The organism is Bradyrhizobium sp. B039 (assembly GCF_038965675.1).
GTDB lineage: Bacteria > Pseudomonadota > Alphaproteobacteria > Rhizobiales > Xanthobacteraceae > Bradyrhizobium > Bradyrhizobium diazoefficiens.
Map to the genome: position 1 here is coordinate 4,070,131 of NZ_CP152416.1, position 26,404 is coordinate 4,096,534.

The window sequence follows — 26,404 nt, forward strand, 5'->3', positions numbered from 1 at the left end:
GGTGTTCCGCCTTACGGGAAAGTTCCGATGTCTGTCCAAATGGTCCTGCTGCCTGTCTTCGTGCAGGTCGGTCTCACCTTCGCGCTTCTGATCGGCATGGTCTTCGGGCGCCGCAAGGCGCTGGTCTCGGGCGAGACCAAGATCCGCGACATTGCGCTGGGCGAGCCGAACTGGCCCAAGAGCACCACGCAAATCGCCAATTGCTACCGCAACCAGTTCGAGCTGCCGTTGCTGTTCTACGCCCTGATCGCGCTGGCGCTCCCCTTGCGCCATGTCGATCTCTTCATCGTGCTGATGTCATGGGTGTTCGTGGTGACACGGTTCGCCCATGCCGGCGTGTTCGTCTCCTCGAACGATCTCGGCCGCCGCTCGACGATCTGGCTCGCCGGCGTACTGGTGCTGCTGGTGATGTGGATCTACTTCGCGCTGAGAATGCTCTTGTTGATCTGACTTTTAACGGTCGGATTTCATCTGAAAGATTTGAAATGACCCCAGCTGCCCGGCTGTCCGCAGCCATCGAACTGATCGATACCATCGAGAGAGACCGCGTGCCCGCGGCCAAGGCACTGAAGGAGTGGGGCACCGCGCACCGCTTCGCCGGCTCCGGCGACCGCGCCGCGATTGCCGGCCTCGTCTGGGACGTGCTGCGCCGCTATGCCTCGAGCGCCTTCCTGATGGACGCCGACACCGCGCGGGCGCGGCTGATCGGCATGCTCCGCCTCGAGCGCGACATGGACGCGGCCACCATGGCCGCCCTGTTCGACGGCAGCCGGTTTGCGCCGGCGCCGCTGACGGAGGCCGAGCAGGCGGCGCTCAGCCATCGCTCCCTCAGGGACGCTCCCGCTGCGATCGCCGGCGACTACCCCGAATGGCTCGATCCGCATCTGGCAAAGGTGTTCGGCGAGGACCGTGCGGCGGAGGCGGCCGCGATGGCGAGCCGGGCGCCGCTGGACCTGCGCGTCAACACGCTAAAGTCCAATCGTGACAAGGTGCTGCGGGCGCTTGCTCATCTTCATGCGAAACCGACGCCCTGGTCTGCAACCGGCCTGCGCATCGAGCTTTCCGCCGATGCGCGCAACCCCGGCATCCAGGCCGAGGAGGATTTCATCAAGGGCGCCGTTGAAGTGCAGGATGAGGGATCGCAGCTTGCGGCCCAGTTCACCGCGGCAAAACCCGGCGAGCAGGTGATCGATCTGTGCGCCGGCGCCGGCGGCAAGACGCTGGCGCTCGCCGCCATGATGCAGGGCAAGGGCCGGCTGATCGCGACCGATAGTGACAAGCGGCAGCTTGCGCCCATTCACGAACGCCTGTCGCGCGCCGGCGTCCACAATGCCGATGTCCGCACGCCCAAGGGCGAGGCCGATCCGCTGGCCGACATCAGTGCCACGGCCGATCTCGTTGTGATCGACGCCCCCTGCACGGGAACCGGCACCTGGCGCCGCAACCCCGACGCCAAATGGCGGATGCGGCCGGGTGCGCTGGAGATTCGCCTGCGCGACCAGGCCGAGGTGCTGGAGCGCGCCGTGCCCTTGGTGAAGCTAGGTGGCCGCATCGCCTACATCACCTGCTCGGTGCTGGCGGAAGAGAACGGCGAGCAGGTGAGGGCGTTCATCGGCCGTCACCCGGAGTTCGCGGTGGTCCCACCCGAGCAGATCGCGAGCGTGCTCTGGGACAAGGCGGAAGATTTCGCAAAAGCCGCGCTGCAATCGCCCGAGGGCTGGCTGATGACGCCGCGCCGGACGGGGACGGACGGCTTCTTCGTCTCGGTGCTGAAGAAGACCGCCTGATCAACGTTGTCATTCCGGGGCTCGCGAAGCGAGAACCCGGAATCCATCGAGCCGCAGGGGCCGCCGCGCGATGGATTCCGGGTTCGCCCTCCGGGCGCCCCGGAATGACGGCCGTTGGGCCCCCCAAAAACAAAAGCCCCGCAGACCGAATCCCGGTCACGGGGCTTTCCAGTTCTCGCGCTCTGCCGGTACGTCCGTGGTCAGAAGCGCTGGTGCGTTGGCGATTAGCCGACGCGGAGATTATCAGCCGACGACTTGCCGCTGCGACGGTCGGCGACGATGTCGAACGAGACCTTCTGACCCTCGTTGAGGGAGGAGAGGCCAGCGCGCTCGACGGCGCTGATGTGCACGAACACGTCCTTCTGGCCGTCGTCCGGCTGGATGAAACCATAACCCTTTTGGGTGTTGAACCACTTCACGGTGCCCATAGCCATGGGAATTTCCTTTAGTTAGTTAGAGAGGATACGCACGCGGACCGGTACGCAGCACTGCGCCCATAGTCCTGATGAGTCGATGTTTTGGAGAAATCATCTGAAGCGTGCGCGCCTGTCTTAGACGAGGCGAAGCGGCCCAGTCGTTCGGCCAAGTATCGATGATCACAATATAGCGAGAATTTTGGGCCACTTCAAGGCACCACCCGCCACCCGGCACCTCGCCCGGATTTTCTATTTTGCGGTGCAAATTAACCGCTCCGGCGCATCTCAATCGACGATAAACAGCGTCGCTCCGGTGGCCGTCGAGGACCGGTGCGCGGCGTCGCCGAAGTCGGAGACCTGGTAGCTCATCCCCGCCGTGAGCTTGAACTTGCGGCCGTCGCGCAGCTCCGAATCGAGCTCGCCCTTGACCACGAAGATGACGTGGCCGCGGTCGCACCAATGGTCGGCGAGATAACCCGGCGAATACTCGACCATCCGCACCCGGAGATCGCCGATGTTGAGCGTGCGCCACAGCGCCTGGCCGGTCTCGCCGGCATGCTTGGTCGGCTCGACCTTGCTCCAGTCGGTGACGGTGAAGGGGGAGGTGGGGAGTTTCATTGGGAGGTCCTGTCTCAGAGCCGGCAATGCCGGTGTTAGCGTACGCTGCCGCCGCAGTCTCCGTCATTGCGGGCGCAGCGAAGCAATCCAGAAATGCATCCGCGGAGGCCGTCTGGATTGCTTCGTCGCGTCAGCGCAAAATTGCTCCGCAATTTTGTCGCGAGTTCCTCGCGATGACGGGCTGGGGGCACGCTCGCGCCCCGCTCACGGTGTCATCGCCCGCCTTGTGCGCACTTGCGCACTGGAGCGGGCGATCCAGTATTCCAGAGGCCGTGCCGTGATACGGAGAAGCCGCGGCGTACTGGATTCCCCGCTTTTGCGGGGAATGACGGCGGTGGGTGGGGCGGCACCGTTCAACACGGCGAGACGTCACCCCACCAGATGGTTCGCCGACCCCTGCACGATCAGACCCGCGTCATTCACCCGCAGATACTCGCAGATCTTCTTGCCCCGCTCGTTCGCGTAAAACACCACGACGCTATCCGGGCTGACGAACACATCGATCAGCGAGAAGTGCAGCTCCGGCAGCAGCCCGAGCGCCTTGCCCCAATAGGCCCGCAAAGCATCCTTGCCGCGCACGGTGCCGCAGGCATCGAATCCCATCACCGGGATGCGGTCCGAGGTCATCACGGTGTCCTCGTCATAGAGCGTCAGCACGCGTTCGAGATCGCGCGCGTTCCAGGCCTCGACCCAGGTCCGGCCGAGCGCGGCAAGCGTCGATGGCTGATGGTGCTGTGACATGGCATTCTCCCTGATCGGCCCCTGGTTGAAGGGTGGGGCAAATTAGGTCAATAATACTTACCTATATCCGTTTGTCCATGCCCAAAGAAGAATGTGGGCGCGCAAACCTGCGCGGTTGCGGGCCGGGGCGTGGTCGCGTATCTGCTTGCCATGACAGCAGCACAGAACGACCGCTCCGCGTCGACGCCCTCCGTGGCCTCGGCGCATGACAAGATTCTCATCGTCGACTTCGGCAGCCAGGTGACGCAGCTGATCGCGCGTCGCGTGCGCGAGGACGGCGTCTATTGCGAGATCGTCCCGTTCAACAAGGCCGAACAGGCTTTTCTGGAGATGAAGCCGAAGGCGGTGATCCTCTCCGGCGGGCCGGAGTCGGTGCACGAGGCCGGCTCGCCCCGCGCCCCGCAATTGATCTTCGCCTCCGGCGTGCCCGTGATGGGCATCTGCTACGGCCAGATGACCATGGCGGCGCAGCTCGGCGGTGAGGTCGAGGGCGGCCATCACCGCGAATTCGGCCGCGCCGATGTCGAGGTGAAGGCCGAGAGCAAGCTGTTCGAGGACGTCTGGTCATCAGGCAGCAAGAACCAGGTCTGGATGAGCCATGGCGACCGCATCACCAAGATGCCGCCGGGCTTCTCGGTGGCCGGCACCTCGCCGAACGCGCCCTTCGCGATCATCCAGGACGAGAAGCGCAAGTACTACGGCCTGATGTTCCACCCCGAAGTGGTGCACACGCCCGACGGCGCCAAGCTCATCCGCAACTTCGTGCGCAAGATCGCCGGCCTCACCGGCGACTGGACCATGCGCGCCTTCCGCGAAGAGGAGATTGCCAAGATCCGCGCCCAGGTCGGCAAGGGCAAGGTGATCTGCGGCCTGTCCGGCGGCGTCGATTCGGCCGTCGCGGCGGTGCTGATCCACGAAGCCATCGGCGACCAGCTGACGTGTGTGTTCGTCGATCACGGCTTGATGCGCCTCAACGAGGCCGAGCAGGTGGTTGACCTGTTCCGCCACCACTACAACATCCCGCTCGTGCACGTGGATGCGTCGAAGCAGTTTTTGGGCGAACTCGAAGGCGTCACCGACCCCGAGACCAAGCGCAAGACCATCGGCCGCCTCTTCATCGAGGTGTTCGAGGCCGAGGCCAAGAAGATCGGCGGCGCCGACTTCCTGGCGCAAGGCACGCTCTATCCTGATGTGATCGAGAGCGTCTCCTTCACCGGCGGCCCCTCGGTCACCATCAAGTCGCACCACAATGTCGGCGGTCTCCCTGAACGCATGAACATGAAGCTCGTCGAGCCGCTCCGCGAGCTGTTCAAGGACGAGGTCCGCAAGCTAGGGCGCGAGCTCGGCCTTCCCGAAATCTTCGTCGGCCGCCACCCGTTCCCGGGCCCGGGCCTTGCCATCCGCTGCCCCGGCGACATCACAAGCGACAAGCTCGACATCCTGCGCAAGGCCGATGCCGTCTACATCGACCAGATCCGCAAGCACGGCCTCTACGACGACATCTGGCAGGCTTTTGCGGTGCTGCTCCCCGTGAAGACGGTGGGCGTCATGGGCGACGGCCGCACCTACGACTACGTCGTGGGTCTGCGCGCCGTCACCTCCACCGACGGCATGACCGCGGACTTCTACCAGTTCGACATGAAGTTCTTAGGCGAGACCGCCACGCGCATCATCAACGAGGTGAAGGGCGTGAACCGGGTGGTGTACGACGTGACCAGCAAGCCGCCCGGGACGATTGAGTGGGAGTAGGGGACCGGTTGTCATCGGGCAGTTTGGCGTGGTTTTGGAGCGTCTATCTCATTTCTTCCCGGTCGCGTCGTCACATAAGCCTGATCGAGGTCTGAAAACTATCGCGCTTCCGCGAACAGCGCAATGTGGCGTACTGCGGCGTGCAGAAAGGTCGGAAGCGGTGAGCCGAAGTCTCAGTTTGAGGGATCGGGATTACGGTGACAGTGCATTTGACTATCGCTCGCTAAAGAAGGCTTGCGAGTTGAATTCACTGTCACCGTAATATTCGAAGAAGTCAGCGCGCGACCGGTTCTCGGCGTCGATCACAGCCATAGATCGATTACTGCTCCTTCCTGAACAAATCCTGGAAGACCAGCGGGCCCCAGGTGCGGCCGCGTGCGTGCACCAGCGCGCCGCCCTCGTTGAGCTTTCCGAGCTTGACGGGCGCGAAGCCGAGTTGCTTGGCCAGGGCCGCCACGGGAGCGGTCGCGTCCTCGTCGTCGCTGGACAGAAAGACGACCCTGTGGCCGCCCTCGACGACCGGATCGGTCACCAGGGTGGCCGCACCCAGGTGATTGAAACCTTTCACGAGCCTGGCGCCGGTGAACGCCTTTGCGACGACGGCGGAGGAGAGAAGACCGTCCAGCTCTTCTCCAAAGCCGTTCGTCGCGTCGATGATTGTCTTGCCTTTCCAGTTCGGCAGGGCCTTCGCAACCGCGCGATGCTCCCCGAACGGGACCGCCAGGATGATCGTGTCGGCCTCGAGCGCGTCCCGCAGCGACCTGGCGACGACCGTGGGGCCAATCGCCCGAGCCTGCGGCGCCAACGCCTCGGGCGGCCGGCGGCTTGCAACTGATACGTCGATGTTCTTGCGGGCGAAGGCGTGGGCGAGGGCCTGGCCTATCTTGCCGAATCCTATGATTGCGTAGCTCATCATACGTCTCCTGTTTTCAGATGGCCGAGAAGCCGCCGTCGACGGACAACTCCACCCCGTTCACGAAGCTTGAATCGTCTGACGCCAGAAACAGCGCGACCGCCGCGATTTCCTCAGGACGACCCATCGTTCCCCTGGGGATCAGGGATTCGAACATCCGCTTCGCGTCCTCGGTGAGAACCTGGTCCTGCATCGGTGTGGCGATCGGCCCCGGGCTCAGCACGTTCACCCGGATGTTTCTGCCCTTCAGTTCGTTGAGCCAGGTGCGTGCAAATGAGCGCAACGCCGCCTTGCTCGCCGCATACACGCCGTAACCGGGAAAGCCTTTCACCGACGCAACGGACCCGGTCATGAAGATCGATCCGCCATCGCGGAACAGCGGCAGCGCCTTCTGAACCGTGAACAGCGTGCCGCGCGTATTCAGGCCGAAGGTTGCATCGAAATGCTGCTCGGTAATCTCGCCGAGCGGAACGGCTTCCCCCATGCCGGCGCTCGCGTAGAGGACGTCGATCCTACTCTTGTCCCGCTTGACCGTGTCGAACAGACGGTCGAGGTCGTCGAGATTGGCCGCGTCGCCGCGCACGCCGATCACGTTCCGGCCAATCAGCTTGACGGCCTCGTCGAGCGCCTGCTGCCTCCGGCCCGTGATGAAAACATAGGCGCCTTCTTCAACGAACCGCCTGGCGCTCGCCAGCGCCATACCGCTCGATCCACCCGTGACGACTGCGACCTTACCTTCAAGCTTTCCCATGACTTCTCCATTCGTGGTGTCGGGGCAGCATCTGCCTCCGAGAACCTCGAAATGGGTCCGCAGGGGTCAGGTGTTGAGTGCGGAAGCGCGCACATCGGTGGTGCGAAATCGAACCGGCTGGACGATCGACGCCAGCCGCGACGAGCGGTGTCCGCCGGTCGGAATTGGGCCGTACTTGCCGGCATGGGGCTGTGATCGCTGCCCGTGCTACCCAAATACGAGACGCCGCTCGATGTGTTGGACACGGGCTTTGGAAGGCGCACCGTGCGGTGCGGGATTGCACCATGATCGACTGGGATGACGTTCGTTACTTTCTTGCCGTCGCGCGCGGAGGCTCGGTGCGGGCTGCCGCCGAGCGCCTCGGTGTGAACCACGCGACCGTGCTGCGACGCATCGCCCAGCTCGAGGAGCGCCTCGGGGTCCATATGTTCGAAAAGCTGCCTTCGGGCTACCGCCTGACGGCTGCAGGCGAGGAGGTCCTCGAGTTCGCGGACCAGATGGAAACGTCTTCGCACCTGCTGGAGACGCGCGTCTTCGGGCGCGACCAGAGCGTGCGCGGGCTTCTGCGGGTGACGCTGGCGCCGCCGCTGGCGACACACCTGCTCATGCCTGATTTCGCCGATTTCGCGCGTCTGCATCCGGACATTGAGATGGAAATCCTGTCGTTCGGCGAGTTGGCAAATCTGACCAACCGGGAGGCCGACGTCGCGATCCGCGTCGTCTACGACCGCAAGACCCTGCCGCTCAATCTTCACGGCCTGAAGGGACCGGAGCTGTTCGGCGCCGTCTACATGTCCAGGGATCGACTGGCCGCGTGGCGTGCGGGCGCGCCTGATCCTGTCAGGTGGATCGTCATCAGCATGCATGGGATTCCGGATTGGGCCAGCGAGGGTGAGGTTCGCACCACGGGCGGTCCGTTCAGGGTCACGGATGCCGGCGCGCAGATCGCTGCCGTACGGCAAGGGCTCGGGATCACGACACTGCCGTGCTTCGTCGGCGATGCCGACCCCCTGCTGGTGAGGGTGCCGGGCACCGACCTGCACATGTACGGAACGGTTTGGCTTCTCACACAGGGCGAGACACGCAAGACGAAGCGCGTGCGGCTCTTCACCGAGTTCGTATCCCGCAGGCTCACCGCGTACGCGCCGCTTCTCGCGGGGCTGTCCGTATCGCGCGACTGATGCAGCGTCGTACTAAGGCGATGTTGTGTCAGCAATAGCAGGCGATCGTTCTCGCGTTGCCATGCAGGACGTACCGTCTCACCAGATGAACGGAATCAGGCGCCGGCGCACACGGCGCGCGTAGTCGTCATAGCCCTCGAGGCCCGCGCGCAGCGTCCGCTCCTCGATGCCGATCCGGATGCCAAACAACAGGGCGAGGATGGGGACCGTCGGAAGTCCCCACCACGAGCCGAGCACCAGCGATGTCCCGGCGACGTAGAAGAGCGTGCCGAAATACATGGGATGGCGGACGATGGCATAGGGGCCTGTTGTGATGACGGCCTGCCCGCGGTCCTTTTGCAGTTTCACGACCGGCGCCGCGAAGCTGTTCGTGCGCATGATCCAGTAAATGAACAACATCGCCGCCAGCAGGAGCCCCCAGCCCGCCCACTGCACGGAAGATGGCATTGCCGACCAGCGCCAGCGCGCCGCATCCGCCGCCATGAAGCCCATTCCTCCAAATATGACGAGCAGGATCGGGATGAGAATCAGCTTGTCCGCGAGCGGCTGATCTTTCTGCACGGGCGGCTTGAGGCGTTCTCTGAGCAGGCTCGGATCCACGCGCGCCATGATTGTCCCAAACACGACTGAGGATAAGACCATCACGCCGAGATAGAGCCATCCGCCGGTGTAGTCCGTCGTGCCTGCAGCAACAAAGATGATCGCGCCCATGAAGCCGAACCAGACGATCGTCTGAACGATGAGATTGAGAACGAGACCCATTTTTCTGCCTTTCCCGTCGAAGGTTCGGAGTCTTCCGCACGGTCAGCGCCGCTGCGGGATTCCTCATTGCCGTCGTCGGCCACGCGTCCAGCGGCTGATGGCGTCCTCCATGGCGCCACGCATGACCCGGTAGAAGTCGGCCATCTCCCTGAGGCGTGCGCTTGCCGCCTTGGACGCAGCTATTTCAGCTCCGGCGTTCAACTGCCCGGCCAACGCGTCGAGCAGACGATTCTGCTGCCGGACCATGGCTTCGTAATCGTCTGCCACGGCATAGAGCGCGCGCTTCGTCCCAGGTTCGCTATGGCGACGCGCCAGCGTGTAACTCTCGAGCAGTCGAGCGGCTACGCTTGCGCTGCTCTTGCTGATCCCGAGGTCTTCGGTGATCTGATCGAGGCTGACGGGGCGGGGGCAGAGAAGCAAATAGCCATAGAGACGGGCGGCGACGGGCGGCACGCCCCAGGGCGTGAGCAGCCGTGCCACGTCCTCCGTGAACCGCTGCTCGTCCTTGTTGGTCTTGTTTGACATATTCGGCATATTCCGAATATATAGAATTTATGGCTGACGGCAAGCGCCAAGCGGGGGCTCATGCCTCCCTGTCAGTCTGCTGCGGCTGGTGTTCTGCGGGATCGGTATCATGTCGCCGGAGTTCACGCTTCGGCGGGAGCGATAGCACCATGACGGTATTCGAGCAGAAAACCGTGGCGTGCCTCGGATCGAGCAGCACGGCAGGCAAAGGGCAGGCCTTTGACTGGATCGCCGAGCTGCGCGCCCGGCCGCGCAACGCGCAGGTCAAGTTCGAGAACTTCGGTGTCGGTGGTGACCTGGCCTACAATGCGCTGAAGCGATTGCCTGCTGTGCTTGCCTGTCGCCCGGCTAGGTCGTCGTTTGGGTCTCGCGCATGAATGGATGGCGGTTCCATACCGATGGCGTGCACCTCGACAGCCGCGCGGGACGGATCGTGGCGGATCGCATTCAGGAGTTCATCGACGCCTGCTAGGGTGCAATCATTGCATGATATTCAACGGAGCAGCGCCATGGACGAGCGGCAGACGTCGAGCGTAGTCGCAATCATTCCCTGCAACGACCTCGATGCAGCGGAACGGTGGTGGAACAGGCTCGGCTTCTTCAGGCCGGTCGATCAAGGCTACGAAGACTATCGGATGCTGTCAGATGGTGTTGGTGGCGAGGTGCATTTGCAGCAGGCGGTGGAAGGCTGGCTCATTCCGGGGAGCAACCCGTTTGGCGTCTACGTCTATACGCCCCGGGTCCGCGGCCTTGCCGCGGCGATGTGCCCGGAGATCGTCGAGCCGAGCCGCGCGGCCGAGCACAAGCCGTGGGGCATGTATGAATTCGCGCTAAATGGCCCCGACGACCTGCTCGTCCGCGTGGGCTGGCCGAGCCGGTTGATGACGGAGTAGGTCTAGCGTTGACGCAAGCCTCTCGGCGCTCAATTGTCGCACCCTCATGTGAAGCATCTCACACGCACGCTTGCGTCAATCATGCGACAGAACACCTGCTGTGATTGTACGTGGTGAATTGGGTTTATTGAGATGCCCGCCGCCACATCAGCTGAAATGAGCTGCACACGCCAGAACGACATGTTGAAATAGCCATCAACCGGCCGATTGCGTCGGTTCATGAGAGCTATGGAGACACTATGGCTGACAAACACGAACAGAGCATGGTTGGTACGTGGACCAAAACCACGGCGGCTGCGTGTGCGGACAAATATCCCGCCACCCTCACATTCTCGACCGGCACCTACCGCGGCATGCGCGGCGAGGGGCAGGGCATGGTGTGGTGGGACGCGGGAATCTACCGTCTCGAGGATTCCAACACACTCGTCGTCGGGACGGCCAGCGATGAACTTGTGACCTATCGCATTTCACTCGAGGCCGACCGGTTTGAGTTTACGGATTCCGAGGGCTGTGTCGTGACCTATCGGCGCGCGTAGGACTGCGCACGCCACAGCTGACTTGAGATAACGCGGGCGTACCCGCGAACGAGCCCGATGCTCACGTCGATCGCCTCGTCATTTCAACGAGGAGATTACGACATGTGCAATTGCTCAGAGCATGAATCGAGTGGCAGCCTTGCGAAGATGACCGGAGCATCGGTCGAGCCGGCGATGAAGCCGCAGGTGCCGCTGTCGCGTCAGATCAGCATCAGCGACGACGATTCCGGCGACCAGCCGGCCGCGACCGATCTGCAGCCGTTTCCGCCGTTCAGACTATGCAGGCTCGACTTTCGCGAAGGCTGCTACCAGATCAACTTCAGGCCGACGGCCGGCTTCGTGTCCTTCGAAGGCACGCTGCGCGTCGATCGCTCGGCGCCAGACGGCGGCGCGGATCATCTGATCGTCAGCGGCGATCTCTACTCGAAGCGGCCGGTGATCGGTCCTATCCCCCATCCGTTGCCGCCGGTGGGGAACAAGGACGGAGATGCAGCCACAGCGGACGCGGGGCTGACGAGCCTCGCCGGTTCGCTCAGCGCGGTCGACGAGCCGGCTATTCCGTTCCCGATCCGCAGGCCGAGGATCCCCATCTTCCCCTGCGCGCGCTATCACTCCTATCTCAGGGTGACCAGCGTGTCCGCGCCGGTCGCGGTCCCGCTGCCGAAGAAGTGCGAGCTCACCATCGTCGCCGAGCAGTTCAATTACACGCAGCCGCCGGTCGGCCAGTTCAAGGGCACGTTCCCGGCGACGCCGTCGCGCACCGTGACGATGAAGCTTGCGAAGGTGCCGGCGCCGTTTCCGTTCTCCCTGACCGGCGGACCGTTCTACGAGGGCCGGCTGTTCGAGGGCGGTGTGGACAAGGGCAGCGTCACGCTCGCCTGGGTGTCGAAATTCTTCCGCAGAGCGACGCTGGAAATCGATACGCTGGTCGGCGCCGTGCGGCCCGCGCCGGTGCCCGACGGCGCCGGCGGCACGGAGTTCTTCGACACGATCTTCGCCAGGACCGGCTGGCAGCTCACGGTGGTGCAGGACCAGCTCAACGTCCCGGTGCCATCAGGCGTGGTGCCGACCAACTGCTGGAGCTCTGCGGATCTGCACGCGCTGATGACGACCGTGCGCAATCCGGCGACGAATCTGGACGCCGAATGGCGCGTGCACATGATCGTCGTGCCTGCGAAGCTCGGCTGCTCGCGCGGCATCATGTACGACCAGATCGGCGTTCCCCGCGAGGGCTGCGCGAGCTTCTCCGATGACGGCTATCCCACCTCGGACTCGTCGAACTTTGGTCTCGCCGCGAACAGGAAGCAGCGCGACGTGCCGCGTGCGTTCCTGCGCAGTGCGACCCACGAGCTGACGCACACGCTGAACCAGATCCACCAGGAGCAGGAGACGGCGGCCGACAACTCGATCATGACCACGACGCCGAGCGTGGCGGACGTGCTCGGAGGTCCCGCGACCGGCGAGCCCGGCGTGTTCCCGGATCAGATCAAGCTCGCGCACAACACCAACGTCCGTCATCACCTGAACCACATGCCGGATCCGGTCATTCGTCCGGGCGGATGGCCGTTCGCAAGCTGGTTCCCGACCGGCGCGCCGCAGGCCGCCGACCGGCACGACTTCGAACCTTCCGAGCTGACGCTTGCGGTGACGGCTACGACCGACCGCGTCGCGCTCGGCCAGCCGCTGGATCTGACCTGGACGATGACGAACACCAGCGGCGTGTCGCTGCGCGCGCCGAACGACGTCGGCATCGAGGCCCTGTTCGCGTCGATCACGGTCACCGATGCCGAGGGGCGCGAGCGCCCGGTGAGGCCCTTCGTGATCCTGTGCGAGCACGCAAAATTGAGCGAGCTCGAGCCCGGCAAGAGCGTCACGGCCTCGGCGAAGGTGTTCTGGAGCACGGCGGGCTTTGCCTTCGAGCGACCGGGCCGCTACCGCGTCGACGTCGCCGTGTCGTGGTCGGCGCAGGGCGTGATGGTGGGCGTGCAGTCGGGGATCGACGTGTTCGTCGACTATCCGTCCAGCGCCAGCGACAACCATTCGGCCAATCTCGTGCTGCATCCCGAGGTCGGCAAATGGGTGGCGCTCGGCGGCGATGCCTATCACCTCGGCGAGGCGTGCCGGCGCTTGCAGGCGCTCAGCCAGACCGCGGCGCCGGCAGGTGCACTGGCCGTCGCCGGCGACGGTGCGCCCGCGCCGCGGGTGCTCGACGGCTTCGCGGACCTGCTGCCGGACCGCGCCAAGCTTGCGAGGCTGCGTCCCGAGCTGACCGCCGACACGGGCGGCCGCGCGGAACGCGGTCCCGCGCGAGCAGCCCCGGGGCGCAAGCGCGCGGCGAAGGCAAAGAAGCGCACGGGGCGAAAGGGGTAAGCCGCAGCCGGAGCGACGGGTATCCATCGCCCGACCCATCCATCGCACGTCACCCGCGCCACGCACGGCGCGGGTGACGCACGACGCGCCGTCAGAACCGGGCGTCGATGTCGACGACGTCGATCAGCTTGTGATTGACGAACTCCTTGAGGCCGAGCCCCAGCAATTCGCGTCCGTAGCCGGAGCGGCGGATGCCGCCGAAGGGCAGGTCGGCCTCGACCTTGGTCGGATGGTTGACGAACACCATGCCGGTCGAGATCTTCCTGGCGACGTCCGCGCCGTGCTTCGTGTCGGAGGTGAACACCGAGCCGCCGAGGCCGAACGGGGAATCATTGGCGATGCGCACGGCATCATTCTCGTCCCTGGCGCGAAATAGCATCGAGACGGGGCCGAAGAATTCCCAGTAGCGCGCCGGATTGTCGTCGGCGACATCGGTCAGGATCGTCGGCTGCACGAAGGCGCCCTGGTTGGGGACGGGCGGGCCGACCTGCTCGGCCTTGGCGCCATGCGCAACGGCCTGGCGGATCTTCTCCTTGATCTCGTCGGCCGCGGCCTGCGAAGAGAGCGGCGCGAGCGTGGTTTCGGGGGCGAAGGGGTCGCCCGCCCTGAGGCCGGCCACGCCCTCGCGGTAGCGCGCAAGAAATTCGTCATAGACTGCATCGACGATGATCATGCGCTTGGATGAGACGCAGACCTGACCGCCGTTCCAGTGACGGCCGAACACCGCCCATTTGATCGTCTTGGCCATGTCGGCGTCGGCGAGCACGACGAACGCGTCGGCGCCGCCGAGCTCCATGGTCGACTTCTTCAGCGCCTTGCCGGCCTGCGCGGCGACGACCGCGCCGGCATCTTCCGAGCCCGTGAGCGCCACGCCATGGACGCGCGGATCGTTGATGATCGTCTCGACCTGCGAGCGGGTCGCGTAGAGATTGATGAAGGCGCCCTCGGGCAGCCCCGCTTCGCGCATCAGCCGTTCGAACGCCGCCGCGCTCTGCGGCACGTTGGAGGCGTGCTTCAGCAGCATGGTGTTGCCGGCCGAAAGCTGCGGGGCGATGATGCGGGCGATCTGGTAGTAAGGGAAGTTCCAGGGTTCGATGGCGAGCAGCACGCCGAGCGGCTCGCAGACGATGACGGCCTCGCCCTCGGCGGGATCGGCGACAGTCAATTTCTCCGGCCGGAGCAGGCTTTCGGCATTCTGGACGTAATATTCGAAGATCTTCGCGGACAATTCGACCTCGGCCTTCGCTTCGGTGAACAGCTTGCCCATCTCGAGCGTCAGGAGCTTTGCGTAGGCGTCGGCGTCCTTGCGCAGCAGGTCGGCTGCCTTTTGCAGGATCGCGCCGCGCGCGGCAAAGGACGTCTCGCGCCAGGCAAGGAAGGCCGCATGCGCCGCGTCGATCGCGCGGGCGACCTCGGCATCGGTGGCGGTGGGGAATGTCTCGAGGACTTCACCCGTGTAGGGGTAGGTGGTTGCGTAGGCCATGTGTCGTTCTCGCTCCAGGCATCGTGCAGTGCTTGGTGCCGGCTGCCTTCATGCGCTTCCGACGGGACTGCTGATGAAAGGATGGATCACAACCCAATTCGTCACTTTGAGACAGGTCAATCGAGATGCCTCAGCGCCGTTCACGAGACTGCGAGCGGGCGGTGGTCGGACCTGTCGTCATCAGGGGGCACTGCACAGCACCCCGGCACAAACGCGGGATGTGGGTTGCGCTGTCTCATGATACGCCAGCCACATCGTCCTCTCCGGAGCCTGCCTTCATGTCCGTCGCGACCACCGCCAATCACGCCCCCGCAACCGCCGCTGAGACCGATCCCGAAACGCTCGGCTGGATGAAGGGCTTCCCGCCGGCGCCGGAGCGGACGATCACCTTCCAGGACGGCTCGTTCCGCAGCTTCCCCGAGCTGCGCTGGGCCTGGAGCAATATCCGCCAATTGGTGCCGACCGTGAACGTCTGGCGCGGGGCGGGACCGGCATCGCCGCTGCCGCGCGAGGACCACGACATCGGCGCGGTCGCCTCGACCACGATGGACGGCCGTCCCATGACCTTCGCGAAAGTGCTGGAGGAGACCTACACCGACGGCATCGCCGTGCTGCATCGGGGCAAGCTGATCTACGAGCGCTACTTCGGTGCGTTGAAGCCGCACAAGCCGCATATCGGAATGTCGGTAACGAAATCCTTCACCGGCGTGCTCGCGGGCATTCTGGTCACCGAGGGCAAGATCGATCCGCAGGCACCGGTCACGGACTATGTACCGGAGCTGAAGGCGAGCGCATTTGGCGATGCGCGCGTGCACGAGGTCATGGATATGACGACCGGCCTCGAATACACCGAAGTCTACACCGACAGGAATTCGCATGTTTGGGGCTTGCGGCGCGCCAACGGCATGGCGCCGATCCCGCCTGATTATGACGGCCCGACCACCATTTTCGATTTCCTCGTCGCGCAGAAGAAGCAGGGCGAGCACGGCAAGGCCTTCGCCTACAAGACCGTCAACACCGACGTGCTGGCCTGGATCTGCCGGCGCGCCAGCGGCCTGACGCTGTCCGATCTTCTCTCCGAGCGGATCTGGACGCAAATCGGCGCGGAGGAGGACGCGCATTATCACGTCGACCGCATCGGCACCGAGAGCGGCGGCGGCGGTCTCTCGACCACTTTGCGCGATCTCGCCCGCTTCGGCGAGACCATGCGCAATCACGGCCGTTTTAATGGCCGCCAGATCGTGCCGTCGTCCGTTGTCGAGGACATTTCGCGCGGCGGCGATCCCGAGAAATTCAAGCCCGCCGGCTACACCACGTTGCCAGGTGCCTCCTATCGCAATCAATGGTGGGTGACGCACAACCCCCACGGTGCCTACATGGCGCGCGGCGTCCACGGCCAGGGCATCTACGTCGATCCCAAGGCCGAGATGGTGATCGCGCGCTACGCCTCGCACCCTGTCGCGGGCAACGCCGCCAACGATCCCGTGACGCTGCCGGCCTACATGGCGCTGGCAAAGGCGCTGATTGCGGGCGGATGAGGTGAGGTTGTAGGATGGGTAGAGATAGCGAAACCCATCGGCTTCTCTCGCGGAGCACCAGCGATGATGGGTTTCGCTGCGCTCTACCCATCCTACGAGTCCCCAAAGCGCAAGATCGGTCGAGCACGTCGCAGCCGTCAGCGACTAACTGGAGCCGCCACGGAGGAGGGACGATGAAGGCGGCGCTGCAAAATTATCAGGATCGGATGCGGCGGGTGCTGGAGCATATCGACCGGCATCTTGACGCTGATCTGGACCTCGACACGCTGAGCGCTGTTGCGGCCTTCTCGAAATTTCATTTCCACCGGCAGTTCACGGCGACCTTCGGGCTGTCCGTGCATCGCTATGTTCAGCTTGCCCGTATGAAGCGCGCTTCGCATCGGCTGGCCTACAGGGACGACGAAAGCGTCACCGACATCGCGATGGATGCCGGCTACGACGCACCGGACGCCTTCGCCCGCGCCTTTCGGCAACGGTTCGGGCAATCGCCGTCGTCGTTCCGGAAATCTCCCGACTGGGAGCCGTGGCTTGCGGCCTTCGGGCCTCTCGACAACGCGAGGAGCAAGCTCATGCAGAAGACCTTTACCCCTGACGACGTGACGATCCGCGATGTCCCGCCCACACGGGTGGCGATCATGGAGCATCGGGGCGACCCGGCGACGCTTCCTGCCACCATCCAGCGGTTCATCGCCTGGCGCAGGGCGGCTAACCTCCACCCCAGGATAAGTCCGACCTTCAATGTCTGGCGTTCCGAGCGGCGTCCCGCCTCGCCGGCCGATTACAGCGTGGACCTCTGCGCCGGGACCGACCAGCCGATCCAGGCGAATGGCGAAGCGATCAAGGCCGGCGAGATCCCCGGCGGACGTTGCGCGGTGCTGCGCGTCGTCGGCCACACCGACAATCTGGAGCCCGCCGCGCTCTACCTTTATCGCGACTGGCTTCCGGCCAGCGGCGAGGAAGCGCGCGACTTCCCGATTTATTGCCAGCGGCTGAGCTTGTTCCCGGAGGTGCCGGAGCATGAGGCGGTCGCGGAGCTTTTCCTGCCGCTGAAATAGCGCACCTGACGGCGGCCTGTCCGTTTCGGTCGTAGGAGACGGACTGGTCGCTATCGAGTTGGCGGTTAAGCCGCTTATGCCATCTCGCGCCAGCGCATCGGCAATACGCCGTCCTGCCTGAAACTGTCGAGGAAGCGGAAGCGGGCGGCTTGCGGATTGGAACGGGCTTCGATCGTCGTATCGAGGATCTGCACGACGTCGTTCTCGTCATAGGCGGGCCAGGGTGGCAGGCCTGATCCGTTCGGATTCCCCTGCGTCGCGAAATTCACCCAGTAACCCATCATCGTCCGCGCCAGCGCGCGGTCCTCCTCGGCCGGCGGCGCTGTGCTGCCGATCACCTGTTGCGGCGTCAGCGTGCCGAACACGAACGGGATTTCGGTGACATGCGAGGCGATCGGCGTGTAGCGCGACGTATAGCTGAACAGATAGCCGTAGGCGGGCGCGCGCCGGCGACGCCGATGCAGCCGCAGCCACTGCCAGCACTGCTCGCCGATCACGGTGTCGCCGGTGAGGGCCGCCGCGGAGGCCTTCGCCTCGGCATCGGTCGCGGCAGGGTAGACCTTCAGGAAATCGGCCATGCGTTCCCCGCCGAACATTGCCTCGGCCGCGGTGAGAAAGGCGCGCGCCGAGTGGTCGGGCAGGGATTGCGCAGGGAAGGGGAATTCCTCCGCGCTATTCCAGCCCGCCAGCAACGGGATGTGCATCTGCTCGCCGCGCAGGAATCTGCGGGCGGGTACGTCGGGCACCACATCATGATCGATGCTCGGTGAGAATGCCGAGACAACGGGGCTGGCCTTGAAGCTCCATGGTGCGGCTGCATTCAACTGATCGGCCGGCATCGCGCGCAAGGCGGCGATGGACTCATCGCCTTGTTGCCGGGCGAACGCGAGACCGCGCGCGCGGGCTTCTTCAAAACTCTGAAGTGGCCCGTGCTTGCCATCCCAGAACGCGCCGCTCTGTCCGATGGCCTTGTGAAACAGTCCGTGCGCGAGCGGCGAGGCCATCAGGATCCCGACTGCCATGGCGCCGGCGGACTCGCCGAACAGGGTGACGTTGTCAGGATCGCCGCCGAAGCCGGCAATGTTGGCCTTGACCCAGCGCAGCGCCGCCAGTTGGTCTCTGAGGCCGTAATTGCCCGACGGCGCTTCCGCGTCGAGATCAGGATGGGCGAGGAAGCCGAAGACGCCGAGGCGATAGTTGAAGCTGACGACGACGACCCCGCTGGCCGCCAGCGCGCCTCCGTCGGTCGCGGGGTTGGCCGAGGAGCCGAATTGAAAGCCCCCGCCATGAATCCACACCATCACGGGCCGCCTCTCGTCCGGATGCTCCGCTGTGGTCCAGACATTGAGATAGAGGCAATCCTCGTCGCGCGGTCCCGGCCGATGGTCGTTTTCGAGAGCTGAAAGACAGCCTGCGCCAAACACACTTGCATCTCGCACGCCGTCCCAAGGCGCTGGCGGCCGCGGTGCGCACCAGCGCAGCCGTCCAACCGGGGGCGCCGCGTAGGGGATGCCCTTGAACGACAGCACGCCGCTTGCGTCCCGCACGCCGCCGCGCACGAAACCGGCTTGGGTGCGGACCACACGTCCGAGTTCGGCTGCTGTCGCGGTCGTGAAGGCATTCATGGTCGTATCCCGTCATCGGTAGGCGCCTGGCCGCCGCCCGGCAGGTTTGGCAGCAACCTATCGACTTTCGCCCTCGTTGAATTTAGACATTTAGCCAATCAATGACTAAAAACCGGCAGCATGCGGCAACCCCTTCGCTTTCCATGGTCCAGCCTCGATGTGGACGATCGCTCCGCCCCGGTCATCGCCGTGCGCGTTGACGTGACGGGGACCAAGGGGGAGGTCCCCGATCACAGCCACCGCAAGGGACAACTGGTCTTCGCGTTGGGAGGTGGTGTCACATGTCGCGTTCCCAGTGGCCTGTGGATGGTGCCGCCACATTGCGCGGTGTGGATTCCCGGCGGCATGCAGCACAGCAACCTCGCCACAGAGAATGCCCGGCTGTTTTTCGTCTACATCGAGCCCGACATCGTGGACCTGCCGGGTCGATGCTGCACGCTGTCGATCTCGCCGCTGCTGCGTGAGCTGATCGTCGAGTTGTGCGATCAGGTCGGGGATGACTTGGCGAGGGTGGACCTCCTGGCGAGCGTCCTGCTCCGCGAGCTGCCGCGCATGCCCGTCCAGCAGCTCCATCTGCCGCTCTCGTCCGAGCCGCGGTTGAAGCGGATCGCGGCTGCGCTGGCAAAAGATCCTTCCGACCGCAGGACCCTCGCCGAATGGTCGAAGCGCGTCGCGCTCAGCGAGAGCAGCCTCGCGCGTCTCGTCGTCAGGGAAACGGGTCTGAGCTTCGGGCGCTGGCGCCAGCAATTGCACCTGATCGTCGCCCTGCGAGAACTCACTGCCGGCGCCAGCGTGCAGCAGGTCTCGGCCGATCTCGGCTACGAGTCCGTCGCGGCCTTCATCACGATGTTCAAGAAAGCGCTCGGCAAACCTCCGGCAAAATATCTCAACAGTATCGTGCGGGATGCGTAGGGAAGCACGCAACTTCCCGATCTATTGCCAGCGGCGGAGCTTCTTCCCGGAGGTGCCGGAGCACGAGGCGGTTGGGGACCTTTTTCTGCCGCTGAAGGAGGGGCACCGAATTCCAGGCGTCGAACGTCGTGAATATAAGACTTGACTTATATTAGTGCAGATCGATATTTGCCCTTGCGATCAACGACAAGGAGGAATGCAATGGAGATCGACGTCGCCAGAGTCTTGGGGCTTGTGACGCGTTCGGTGCGGAATTTCGAGAAAGACGGCAAGCCGGCCAGCGCGGTGACACTGACGCGGCTTTACGAGACGAGCGTTGACGATCTTTGGGACGCGGTGACCAGCAGGGAGCGCATTCCGCGCTGGTTCTTGCCGGTCGAGGGAGACCTCCAGCTCGGCGGAAGGTACCAGCTCAAGGGCAATGCGGGCGGCACCATCACGGCATGTACGCCGCCGACCCATTTTGCAGCGACGTGGGAATTCGGTGGTGCGATGAGCTGGATCGACGTCCAGCTCGCAGCAGAACGACATCAGGCGCGGTTGACGCTGGAGCACACCGCGATCATCGAGGATCACTGGAATCAGTTCGGCCCAGGCGCCGTGGGTATCGGTTGGGACCTCGCCATTGCCGGACTTGAGCGATATGTTGCCACCGGGGCATCGGTCGACCATGAGACGGCCGAGGCATGGATGGGATCTCCTGCGGGCAAGGAATTCATGACACGAAGCGGCGAGCAATGGCGCGAGGCGCATGTCGCGAGCGGGGTCGACCCTGACACGGCGAAGCAGCGCTCGGACCGCACCATCGCCTTCTATCGCGGCGAGATGCCGCCCGATGTCGCACATCCAGGCACAGGAAGCTGATGCACGTCTTCGAGGTCCTCGCCGATCCCGTGCGCCGTCGCATCCTCGAGCTGCTGTCGCCCGGGGAAATGGCGTCCGGCGAGGTCGTCGAGGCGATCGGGGCGGAGTTCGGAATCACGCAGGCCGCCGTGTCGCAGCACCTCAAGGTGCTGCGCGAGAGCGGCTTCGCGACGGTTCGGGCGGAGGCGCAAAGGCGGCTCTATTCGGTCGACGTTGCGGGGCTTCGCGCGGTGGATGCGTGGATCGGTCAGTTCAGGAATTTCTGGGAGCCGAAGCTGGACGCGCTGGCGACCGAGATCGCGCGCGGCAAGCGGGAGCGTCGTCACGCTCCCGTCACCAAACGGAGCGGGAAGAGGGCTTGAAGGCGTCGCGAACAAGGTGGCGAAGCCGCCTTAGCGTCACGGTCACCCCCGCGACATTTTCTCGAACTTCTTCACCAGCCGTTCCCGCTTCAGCCGCGACAGCCGCTGGATCCAGAACATCCCGTCGAGCTGATCGATCTCGTGCTGGTGACAGACGGCGCGCAGGGCTTCCGACTCCTCGGTCTGCATGGTGCCGTCGAGATCCCAGTAGCTGATGCGCACGCGGGCGTGGCGCTGGACCTCGTCGTTGACCCCGGGCATCGAGACGCTGCCCTCCCGGTGCATGATCATCTCGGGCGAAGCCCATGTGATCTCAGGATTGACATAGGTCCGTGCGCCGTCTTTGGCGTCGAGCTCGAGCACCACGACGCGCAAGGGCACGCCGATATGCGGAGCCGTGATGCCGATGCCGGGCGCGGCGCGCATGGTGTCGAGCAGGTCCGCGGCGAGCTCGCGGAGCTCGTCGTCGAACGCAGTGACGGGGCGGGCAGGAATCGCCAGCCGGCGGTCGGGGTAGCGGACGAGGGGGCGGATGGTCATGCACGCTCCTACCACTCACGGATGGTTGAAGCACCTCGTTCTTGACGCCCTACCAACTGGAAGGTAGTTCATGCGCCATGACCAACGTTTCCTCGACCGCCGACGACATTCTGGCCTGCGCGCGCACGCTGATCATTGCCGGCGGCTATAACGGCTTCAGCTACGCCGACATCGCCGACATCGTCGGCATCCGCAAGCCGAGCATCCACCACCATTTCGCCAGCAAGGTCGACCTGGTCCGCACCCTCGTGTCGCGCTATCGCGAGGAGGCCGCGGCGGGACTCTCCGCCATCGAGCGCAACATCCCGGACCCCGGCGCACAGCTCAAAAGCTATCTCGCCTATTGGGAGGCGTGCATCAAGGACGCGACGGCTCCGTTCTGCGTGTGTGCGCTTCTTGCCAGTGAGCTTCCGCTCCTGCCCGAGGAGGTGGCGCTTGAAGTGCGCGCCCATTTCCGCGCCCTGGCATCCTGGCTGACCTCAGTGATGGAGCGCGGCAAGCGGCAGGGGCGGCTACAGCTTTCCGGCACGGCGCGGGTCGAGGCCGAAGGATTCATGGCCACGGTTCACGGCGCGATGCTGTCGGCGCGTGCCTATGGCGATCCCAAGATGTTCGGTGTCATCACCCGGCCGCTGCTGGAGCGGCTGTCCGCAACGCGCTGAGATCCACCCGGCGGGCCCCCCGACAATCACACAAGCTGCAAGCCACCTGCGTCGATGCAATTTCGCTTCGCTCGAGAAACTACCAACTAGTAGGTAAGGAGACTGTCATGAGAGATCATCATCAGCCGGATTCGGCCGGTCAGGAGCAATGGCTGAGGCTGTACTACTTCACGCGCGCGGGGTTTTCCGTCGCCTGGGTTGCCGCTGCGTTTGCCGTCGGTCAGTCCTCCGCGCCGGTCGCCGGAGCTTTGCTCGTCGCCTATCCGGCGTGGGACGCCGCGGCCAATTGGCTCGACGCGCTGCGCAGCGGTGGGCTCAGCCAGAACCGCACCCAGGCTCTGAACGTCCTGGTCAGTCTGGCGACCACAGTCGCGGTCGTCCTTGCCTTGCAGGTCAGCATGAACTGGGTGCTCGGCGTGTTCGGTGCATGGGCGATCCTGTCCGGATTGCTGCAGCTCGGGACGGCAATCCGGCGCTGGAGGCGTTTTGGCGCGCAGTGGGCCATGGCGCTCAGCGGTGGCCAATCAGCGCTGGCAGGCGGCTTCTTCATCGCTCAAGCCGCGATGCCCGCGGCTCCGTCGATCACGAATGTCGCCGGTTATGCTGCGGTCGGCGCGCTCTACTTCCTGGTCTCGGCGATCTGGCTCACCGTCAGCGCGTGGCGGCGTGGCGCAAGGCGGGCTCAGCTGGGCTGATGCGATGGCGTTGGCGGGATCATGACAGGATGCCGGTGTTTTGCCCGACGAGTCAAATTGCGGCCTGGTATCGCAAGTGATCGGCATCGCAAATGACCGACATCGTAAGTCATTGATCCCGCAGCGCCCGCCTACTGTGCATGGGGTTGTTTTCGAGGTTTTTGTTCTCGTGGCCGAACTAGCTGTCCGGATAGGGCTTGCCATCCTTGTGCAGGAACCGGCCGTCGGAAGCCGGGCTCATCATGTCGATGTCGGAGCAGGTGATGAGGTCGGCGGGCGAGCGCGAGCCGATTTCGAGGTAGAAGGCCATCGCGTCCGACCGGTTGATCATGTGATGGCCGTTGCCGCTGCCTTTCGGAAAGGCGGCGCAATCGCCCGCGCGCAAGACGGTTTCACCGTCGTCCTCGATCAGTGTCAGTTCGCCTTCGAGCAAATAGACGAACTCGTCCTCATGCGAATGCCAGTGCCGCTGGCTCGACCAGCTGCCCGGCGGCAGCCGCATCAAATTGACGCCGAAATCGGAAAGGCCTCCGGCGTTGCCGAGCCGCTGCCGGATGCGCTCGGCGCAAGGAAGACTGAAGGGCGAGGGATAGCCGGAGCCTCTGCGCTCCGGCACTGCGGCGATGTCGATCTTGGGCATGCGGGTGCTTTCCTGAAGCCTTTGGAGTTATGAGGCGCGAACAGGCCGCATCAGGGGCGGCGCTTGCGGAACCGCGCACCGGCGGCGCGGTCGCGATCGCCGGAAAATTAAAGTACCGTCGCCTGTCGGCGCGCGCCAATCCCAATCGTCTTTCACTCAGACAGACTGACGGGAGACAAGGAAAATGAACTCGTCCTACTATCGCTGGGTGATCGTCGCCGCCGGCGGCCTGCTTGGCTGTGTCGCGATCGGCGGCATGTTTTCGCTGCCGGTGTTCCTGCAGCCGATCGCCAAGGACACCGGCTGGTCGGTGACCGGCATCTCCAGCGCCATGACGATCGGCTTTCTGGCGATGGCCTTCACCAGCATGGCCTGGGGCACCGCGACGGACAGGTTCGGGCCGCGGCCGGTGGTGCTGACGGGCTCGACGGTGTTGGCGCTGAGCCTGTTCGGGGCGAGCCATGCGACCTCGCTCATTGCGTTCCAGTTCGTGTTCGGCCTCTTGGTCGGCGCCTCCTGCGCGGCGATCTTCGCGCCGATGATGGCGACCGTCACCGGCTGGTTCGACACCCATCGCAGCCTCGCAGTCTCGCTGGTGTCGGCCGGCATGGGCATGGCGCCGATGACGATGTCGCCGCTCGCGGCCTGGCTCGTCTCCGGCCATGACTGGCGCACCTCGATGCAGATCGTGGCACTGGTGGTCGGCGCCATCATGATCCCGGTATCGCTGCTGGTGCGCCGTCCGCCCGCGCTTGCGCAGGCGATGCCCGTGCCGTCGGGTGAGGACGCCGCGCAGGCGGAGATGTCGCTGGGGGAGGCGCTGCGCTCGCCGCAATTCCTCATCCTGCTCGCGACCAATTTCTTCTGCTGCGCCACCCATTCCGGCCCGATCATCCACACCGTCAGCTATGCCGTGAGCTGCGGCATTCCGCTGATCGCGGCGGTGACGATCTACAGCATCGAGGGTTTTGCCGGCATGGGCGGCCGCATCGCCTTCGGCCTGCTCGGCGATCGCTTCGGCGCCAAGCGCGTGCTGGTCACGGGCCTGCTGTTGCAGGCGTTCGGCGCGCTCGCCTACGTCTTCGCGCATCAGCTCGCGACTTTCTACGCGGTCGGCGCCATCTTCGGCTTCATCTATGCCGGCACCATGCCGCTCTACGCGGTGCTGGTGCGCGAAAACTTTCCGCTGCGCATGATGGCACGGTGATCGGCGGCACCGCGATGGCCGGCAGCCTCGGCATGGCGACGGGGCCGCTCGCCGGCGGCCTGATCTACGACGCGTTCTCGAGCTACGCCTGGCTCTACATCGCCTCCTGGGCGATGGGCCTCGGCGCCTTCCTGATGGCGATGACCTTCCGCCCGTTCGCGAAGCCGCAAGGGCAGGTGGCGACCGCGGCGGCGTGAGGCTGTAGCCCGGGTGAGCGAAGCGACACCCGCGACTTCTGCCTCACAGCTGCTTTTCGAAGAACAGATCCGGATAGGGATCGTCATTGAACCGCGGGATCTCGCGCCAGCCCGTGCTGCGGTAGAGCTGGCCGGCCTCGGGGAGGGCGCTGTTGGTGTCGAGCCGCAGCAGCGCGATGCCGAGCTCGCGCGCCGCGTCTTCGGCCGCGTCCATCAGGCGACGGCCGAGCCGCAATCCGCGCGCGGCGGGGGCGACCCACAGCCGCTTGATCTCGGCATAGCCGTGATCGGTTCCCTTCAGCCCGACACAGCCGACCGGCAGCGCATCCGACATCGCGACGATGAAGCTCCCGCGCGGCCGGCGCATGTCCTTGGCATCGGGATCGCGCGACAGCGAAACGTCAAAGCCCTGTTTGAAACGGCGGCTGAGCTCCGCGTAATATTCGCCGAGGCAATAGCGCGCCTCCTCGGATCGCGGGTCCGTCTCGTCGAGCGCAACGCGCTCGCGTGTCAGCGCGGAGGCGATCATGTCCATGGCCGCCAGCAGCGCATCGCGCTGCGAATGGTGGGCGAGGAAGCTTTCTGCCTGCGTATTCGACAGCGCCTCGTAGGCTGCGAACTCGCGCCGGCCCGTGCGTGTGAGTTTTGCCACGCGGCGGCGCGCATCGCCCGCATGCGCCGTGGTCTCGACCAGCCCTTCGTCTTCGAGGCTGCGCAACAGCCGGCTCATCAGCCCGGAATCGAGCCCGAGATAGTCTCGGATCTCGGCCACGTCCGAACGTCCGTGCCCGATTGCGTTGAGCACCCGCGCGGCGCCGAGCGGCCGGCCACGGCCGAGGAACGAGGTGTCGAGCGCGCCGACGGCGGAGGTGACGGCACGGTTGAAGCGGCGAACGCGTGAGACGGGGTCGAGCATGATATCTGACTTTAGTCAGATATTGTCTCCTGGTCAATTGGAGTGGCTGGCCTCACTTCGCCAGCGTCAGCAGCGGCTTGTCCTTCGCGACGATATAGGTCGCAAGCTCGCTGGCGGTCTCGGTGCCCACGTTCTTCGCCGCATGCACCGTGCCGGACGGGATGAACAGCACGTCGCCGGCCTTCAGCGTCACCGGTGGCTTGCCTTCGACGGCGTATTCGATGGCGCCTGACAGCACGTAGATGATTTCTTCGCCCGGATGGGTGTGCCGGCCGAACGCCACGCCGGGGGCGAGGTCGACGCGCACCTGCACGGCTTCGCGGCCGGGCGCGCTGAGATCGTGGCGCTGGAGGTCGGTGCGCGTTACGCCGGCCGGCTGCGCCGCTACCGGCAGCGTGAACAGGTTTGCGGCCAGTACGGCTGCGCTGGCGAGGATACGCACGGCGGGCAAAAGACGATGGCTCAT

General features: G+C 64.9%; 28 protein-coding genes and 1 pseudogene. 16 read left to right on the forward strand and 13 right to left on the reverse strand.

Annotated elements, in window-relative coordinates:
* The first annotated feature begins 27 nt into the window (after positions 1-27).
* Together AAFG50_RS18805 and AAFG50_RS18810 are read left to right on the forward strand one after the other, a co-directional pair.
* Entirely contained in the window at positions 28-450 is a 423-nt protein-coding gene (locus AAFG50_RS18805) for an MAPEG family protein (protein WP_028171008.1), read from the forward strand.
* Between the two features lie 35 nt (positions 451-485).
* A complete protein-coding gene (locus tag AAFG50_RS18810; RefSeq protein ID WP_011086762.1) occupies positions 486-1,787 on the forward strand; it encodes an RsmB/NOP family class I SAM-dependent RNA methyltransferase in 1,302 nt (433 codons plus the stop codon).
* A gap of 224 nt (positions 1,788-2,011) precedes the next feature.
* Here AAFG50_RS18810 and AAFG50_RS18815 read toward each other — a convergent pair whose 3' ends face one another.
* From AAFG50_RS18815 to AAFG50_RS18825, 3 genes are all read right to left on the reverse strand, one after another.
* Positions 2,012-2,221, reverse strand: coding sequence for a cold-shock protein (locus tag AAFG50_RS18815; protein ID WP_008141931.1), 210 nt, complete (start codon positions 2,219-2,221; stop codon positions 2,012-2,014).
* Positions 2,222-2,488: 267 nt separating this feature from the next.
* Positions 2,489-2,821 (reverse strand): DHCW motif cupin fold protein, encoded by a 333-nt coding sequence (locus AAFG50_RS18820; RefSeq protein WP_011086763.1) that lies wholly within the window; start codon positions 2,819-2,821, stop codon positions 2,489-2,491.
* Positions 2,822-3,190: 369 nt separating this feature from the next.
* Positions 3,191-3,562 carry a nuclear transport factor 2 family protein gene (locus tag AAFG50_RS18825; RefSeq protein WP_028171009.1) on the reverse strand — a complete coding sequence of 124 codons (372 nt, stop codon included), beginning with the start codon at positions 3,560-3,562 and terminating at the stop codon, positions 3,191-3,193.
* A gap of 150 nt (positions 3,563-3,712) precedes the next feature.
* Between AAFG50_RS18825 and guaA the strand changes: the two genes are divergently transcribed.
* Entirely contained in the window at positions 3,713-5,311 is a 1,599-nt protein-coding gene (gene guaA / locus AAFG50_RS18830; RefSeq protein ID WP_028171010.1) for a glutamine-hydrolyzing GMP synthase, read from the forward strand.
* Positions 5,312-5,630: 319 nt separating this feature from the next.
* Here guaA and AAFG50_RS18835 read toward each other — a convergent pair whose 3' ends face one another.
* Both AAFG50_RS18835 and AAFG50_RS18840 read right to left on the reverse strand, forming a co-directional pair.
* Entirely contained in the window at positions 5,631-6,224 is a 594-nt protein-coding gene (locus AAFG50_RS18835) for an NAD(P)-binding domain-containing protein (protein ID WP_028171011.1), read from the reverse strand.
* Positions 6,225-6,240: 16 nt separating this feature from the next.
* On the reverse strand, positions 6,241-6,975 hold the full coding sequence (locus AAFG50_RS18840) for an SDR family oxidoreductase (protein ID WP_028171012.1): 735 nt from the start codon (positions 6,973-6,975) through the stop codon (positions 6,241-6,243).
* A gap of 284 nt (positions 6,976-7,259) precedes the next feature.
* Here AAFG50_RS18840 and AAFG50_RS18845 point away from each other — a divergent pair, with 284 nt between their 5' ends.
* Positions 7,260-8,156: a LysR family transcriptional regulator gene (locus tag AAFG50_RS18845; protein ID WP_028171013.1), complete on the forward strand. Its 897-nt coding sequence runs from the start codon at positions 7,260-7,262 to the stop codon at positions 8,154-8,156.
* 78 nt (positions 8,157-8,234) lie between these two features.
* Here AAFG50_RS18845 and AAFG50_RS18850 read toward each other — a convergent pair whose 3' ends face one another.
* Positions 8,235-8,918, reverse strand: a complete 684-nt coding sequence (locus AAFG50_RS18850; RefSeq protein ID WP_028171014.1) for an isoprenylcysteine carboxylmethyltransferase family protein — start codon at positions 8,916-8,918, stop codon at positions 8,235-8,237.
* A 63-nt stretch (positions 8,919-8,981) separates the two neighbouring features.
* Entirely contained in the window at positions 8,982-9,443 is a 462-nt protein-coding gene (locus AAFG50_RS18855; RefSeq protein ID WP_342714206.1) for a hypothetical protein, read from the reverse strand.
* Positions 9,444-9,592: 149 nt separating this feature from the next.
* Between AAFG50_RS18855 and AAFG50_RS18860 the strand changes: the two genes are divergently transcribed.
* The 4 genes from AAFG50_RS18860 (at position 9,593) to AAFG50_RS18875 (ending at position 13,242) form a co-directional block, all read left to right on the forward strand.
* Positions 9,593-9,820, forward strand: a complete 228-nt coding sequence (locus AAFG50_RS18860) for a hypothetical protein (protein ID WP_028171016.1) — start codon at positions 9,593-9,595, stop codon at positions 9,818-9,820.
* A 132-nt stretch (positions 9,821-9,952) separates the two neighbouring features.
* Positions 9,953-10,336, forward strand: a complete 384-nt coding sequence (locus AAFG50_RS18865) for a glyoxalase (RefSeq protein WP_028171017.1) — start codon at positions 9,953-9,955, stop codon at positions 10,334-10,336.
* Positions 10,337-10,575: 239 nt separating this feature from the next.
* Positions 10,576-10,872 carry a hypothetical protein gene (locus AAFG50_RS18870; RefSeq protein ID WP_028171018.1) on the forward strand — a complete coding sequence of 99 codons (297 nt, stop codon included), beginning with the start codon at positions 10,576-10,578 and terminating at the stop codon, positions 10,870-10,872.
* A 147-nt stretch (positions 10,873-11,019) separates the two neighbouring features.
* Complete coding sequence (locus tag AAFG50_RS18875) at positions 11,020-13,242, forward strand: hypothetical protein (protein ID WP_166466016.1); 2,223 nt, start codon at positions 11,020-11,022, stop codon at positions 13,240-13,242.
* 91 nt (positions 13,243-13,333) lie between these two features.
* Here the strand turns inward: AAFG50_RS18875 and AAFG50_RS18880 are convergent, their stop codons facing one another.
* Complete coding sequence (locus tag AAFG50_RS18880; protein ID WP_028171020.1) at positions 13,334-14,725, reverse strand: NAD-dependent succinate-semialdehyde dehydrogenase; 1,392 nt, start codon at positions 14,723-14,725, stop codon at positions 13,334-13,336.
* 278 nt (positions 14,726-15,003) lie between these two features.
* On the opposite strand from AAFG50_RS18880, the gene AAFG50_RS18885 reads away from it, so the two are divergent.
* Together AAFG50_RS18885 and AAFG50_RS18890 are read left to right on the forward strand one after the other, a co-directional pair.
* Positions 15,004-16,263: a serine hydrolase gene (locus AAFG50_RS18885; RefSeq protein WP_028171021.1), complete on the forward strand. Its 1,260-nt coding sequence runs from the start codon at positions 15,004-15,006 to the stop codon at positions 16,261-16,263.
* 173 nt (positions 16,264-16,436) lie between these two features.
* Entirely contained in the window at positions 16,437-17,318 is an 882-nt protein-coding gene (locus AAFG50_RS18890; RefSeq protein WP_028171022.1) for an AraC family transcriptional regulator, read from the forward strand.
* A gap of 74 nt (positions 17,319-17,392) precedes the next feature.
* Here the strand turns inward: AAFG50_RS18890 and AAFG50_RS18895 are convergent, their stop codons facing one another.
* A complete protein-coding gene (locus AAFG50_RS18895) occupies positions 17,393-18,943 on the reverse strand; it encodes a carboxylesterase family protein (protein WP_028171023.1) in 1,551 nt (516 codons plus the stop codon).
* Positions 18,944-19,063: 120 nt separating this feature from the next.
* Between AAFG50_RS18895 and AAFG50_RS18900 the strand changes: the two genes are divergently transcribed.
* From AAFG50_RS18900 to AAFG50_RS18910, 3 genes are all read left to right on the forward strand, one after another.
* Positions 19,064-19,855, forward strand: coding sequence for a helix-turn-helix transcriptional regulator (locus tag AAFG50_RS18900; protein WP_011086778.1), 792 nt, complete (start codon positions 19,064-19,066; stop codon positions 19,853-19,855).
* A 201-nt stretch (positions 19,856-20,056) separates the two neighbouring features.
* On the forward strand, positions 20,057-20,719 hold the full coding sequence (locus AAFG50_RS18905) for an SRPBCC family protein (protein WP_011086779.1): 663 nt from the start codon (positions 20,057-20,059) through the stop codon (positions 20,717-20,719).
* Positions 20,719-21,081 carry a metalloregulator ArsR/SmtB family transcription factor gene (locus AAFG50_RS18910; protein ID WP_028171024.1) on the forward strand — a complete coding sequence of 121 codons (363 nt, stop codon included), beginning with the start codon at positions 20,719-20,721 and terminating at the stop codon, positions 21,079-21,081. Before AAFG50_RS18905 ends, AAFG50_RS18910 begins: the two co-directional genes overlap by 1 nt.
* A gap of 42 nt (positions 21,082-21,123) precedes the next feature.
* On the opposite strand, the gene AAFG50_RS18915 is transcribed toward AAFG50_RS18910, so the two are convergent.
* The gene (locus AAFG50_RS18915; protein ID WP_028171025.1) at positions 21,124-21,621 is read right to left on the reverse strand and encodes a peptide deformylase; all 498 of its coding nucleotides are present in this window, start codon (positions 21,619-21,621) and stop codon (positions 21,124-21,126) included.
* A gap of 77 nt (positions 21,622-21,698) precedes the next feature.
* On the opposite strand from AAFG50_RS18915, the gene AAFG50_RS18920 reads away from it, so the two are divergent.
* Together AAFG50_RS18920 and AAFG50_RS18925 are read left to right on the forward strand one after the other, a co-directional pair.
* Entirely contained in the window at positions 21,699-22,283 is a 585-nt protein-coding gene (locus AAFG50_RS18920) for a TetR/AcrR family transcriptional regulator (protein ID WP_028171026.1), read from the forward strand.
* A gap of 107 nt (positions 22,284-22,390) precedes the next feature.
* Complete coding sequence (locus tag AAFG50_RS18925) at positions 22,391-22,978, forward strand: membrane protein (RefSeq protein ID WP_028171027.1); 588 nt, start codon at positions 22,391-22,393, stop codon at positions 22,976-22,978.
* A gap of 178 nt (positions 22,979-23,156) precedes the next feature.
* On the opposite strand, the gene AAFG50_RS18930 is transcribed toward AAFG50_RS18925, so the two are convergent.
* Positions 23,157-23,618 (reverse strand): cupin domain-containing protein, encoded by a 462-nt coding sequence (locus AAFG50_RS18930; protein ID WP_028171028.1) that lies wholly within the window; start codon positions 23,616-23,618, stop codon positions 23,157-23,159.
* Positions 23,619-23,802: 184 nt separating this feature from the next.
* Here AAFG50_RS18930 and AAFG50_RS18935 point away from each other — a divergent pair.
* Positions 23,803-25,022: pseudogene (locus AAFG50_RS18935) on the forward strand (MFS transporter).
* 43 nt (positions 25,023-25,065) lie between these two features.
* Here AAFG50_RS18935 and AAFG50_RS18940 read toward each other — a convergent pair.
* Positions 25,066-25,938 carry a bifunctional helix-turn-helix transcriptional regulator/GNAT family N-acetyltransferase gene (locus tag AAFG50_RS18940; protein WP_028171030.1) on the reverse strand — a complete coding sequence of 291 codons (873 nt, stop codon included), beginning with the start codon at positions 25,936-25,938 and terminating at the stop codon, positions 25,066-25,068.
* 52 nt (positions 25,939-25,990) lie between these two features.
* Positions 25,991-26,404 (reverse strand): cupin domain-containing protein, encoded by a 414-nt coding sequence (locus AAFG50_RS18945; RefSeq protein WP_028171031.1) that lies wholly within the window; start codon positions 26,402-26,404, stop codon positions 25,991-25,993.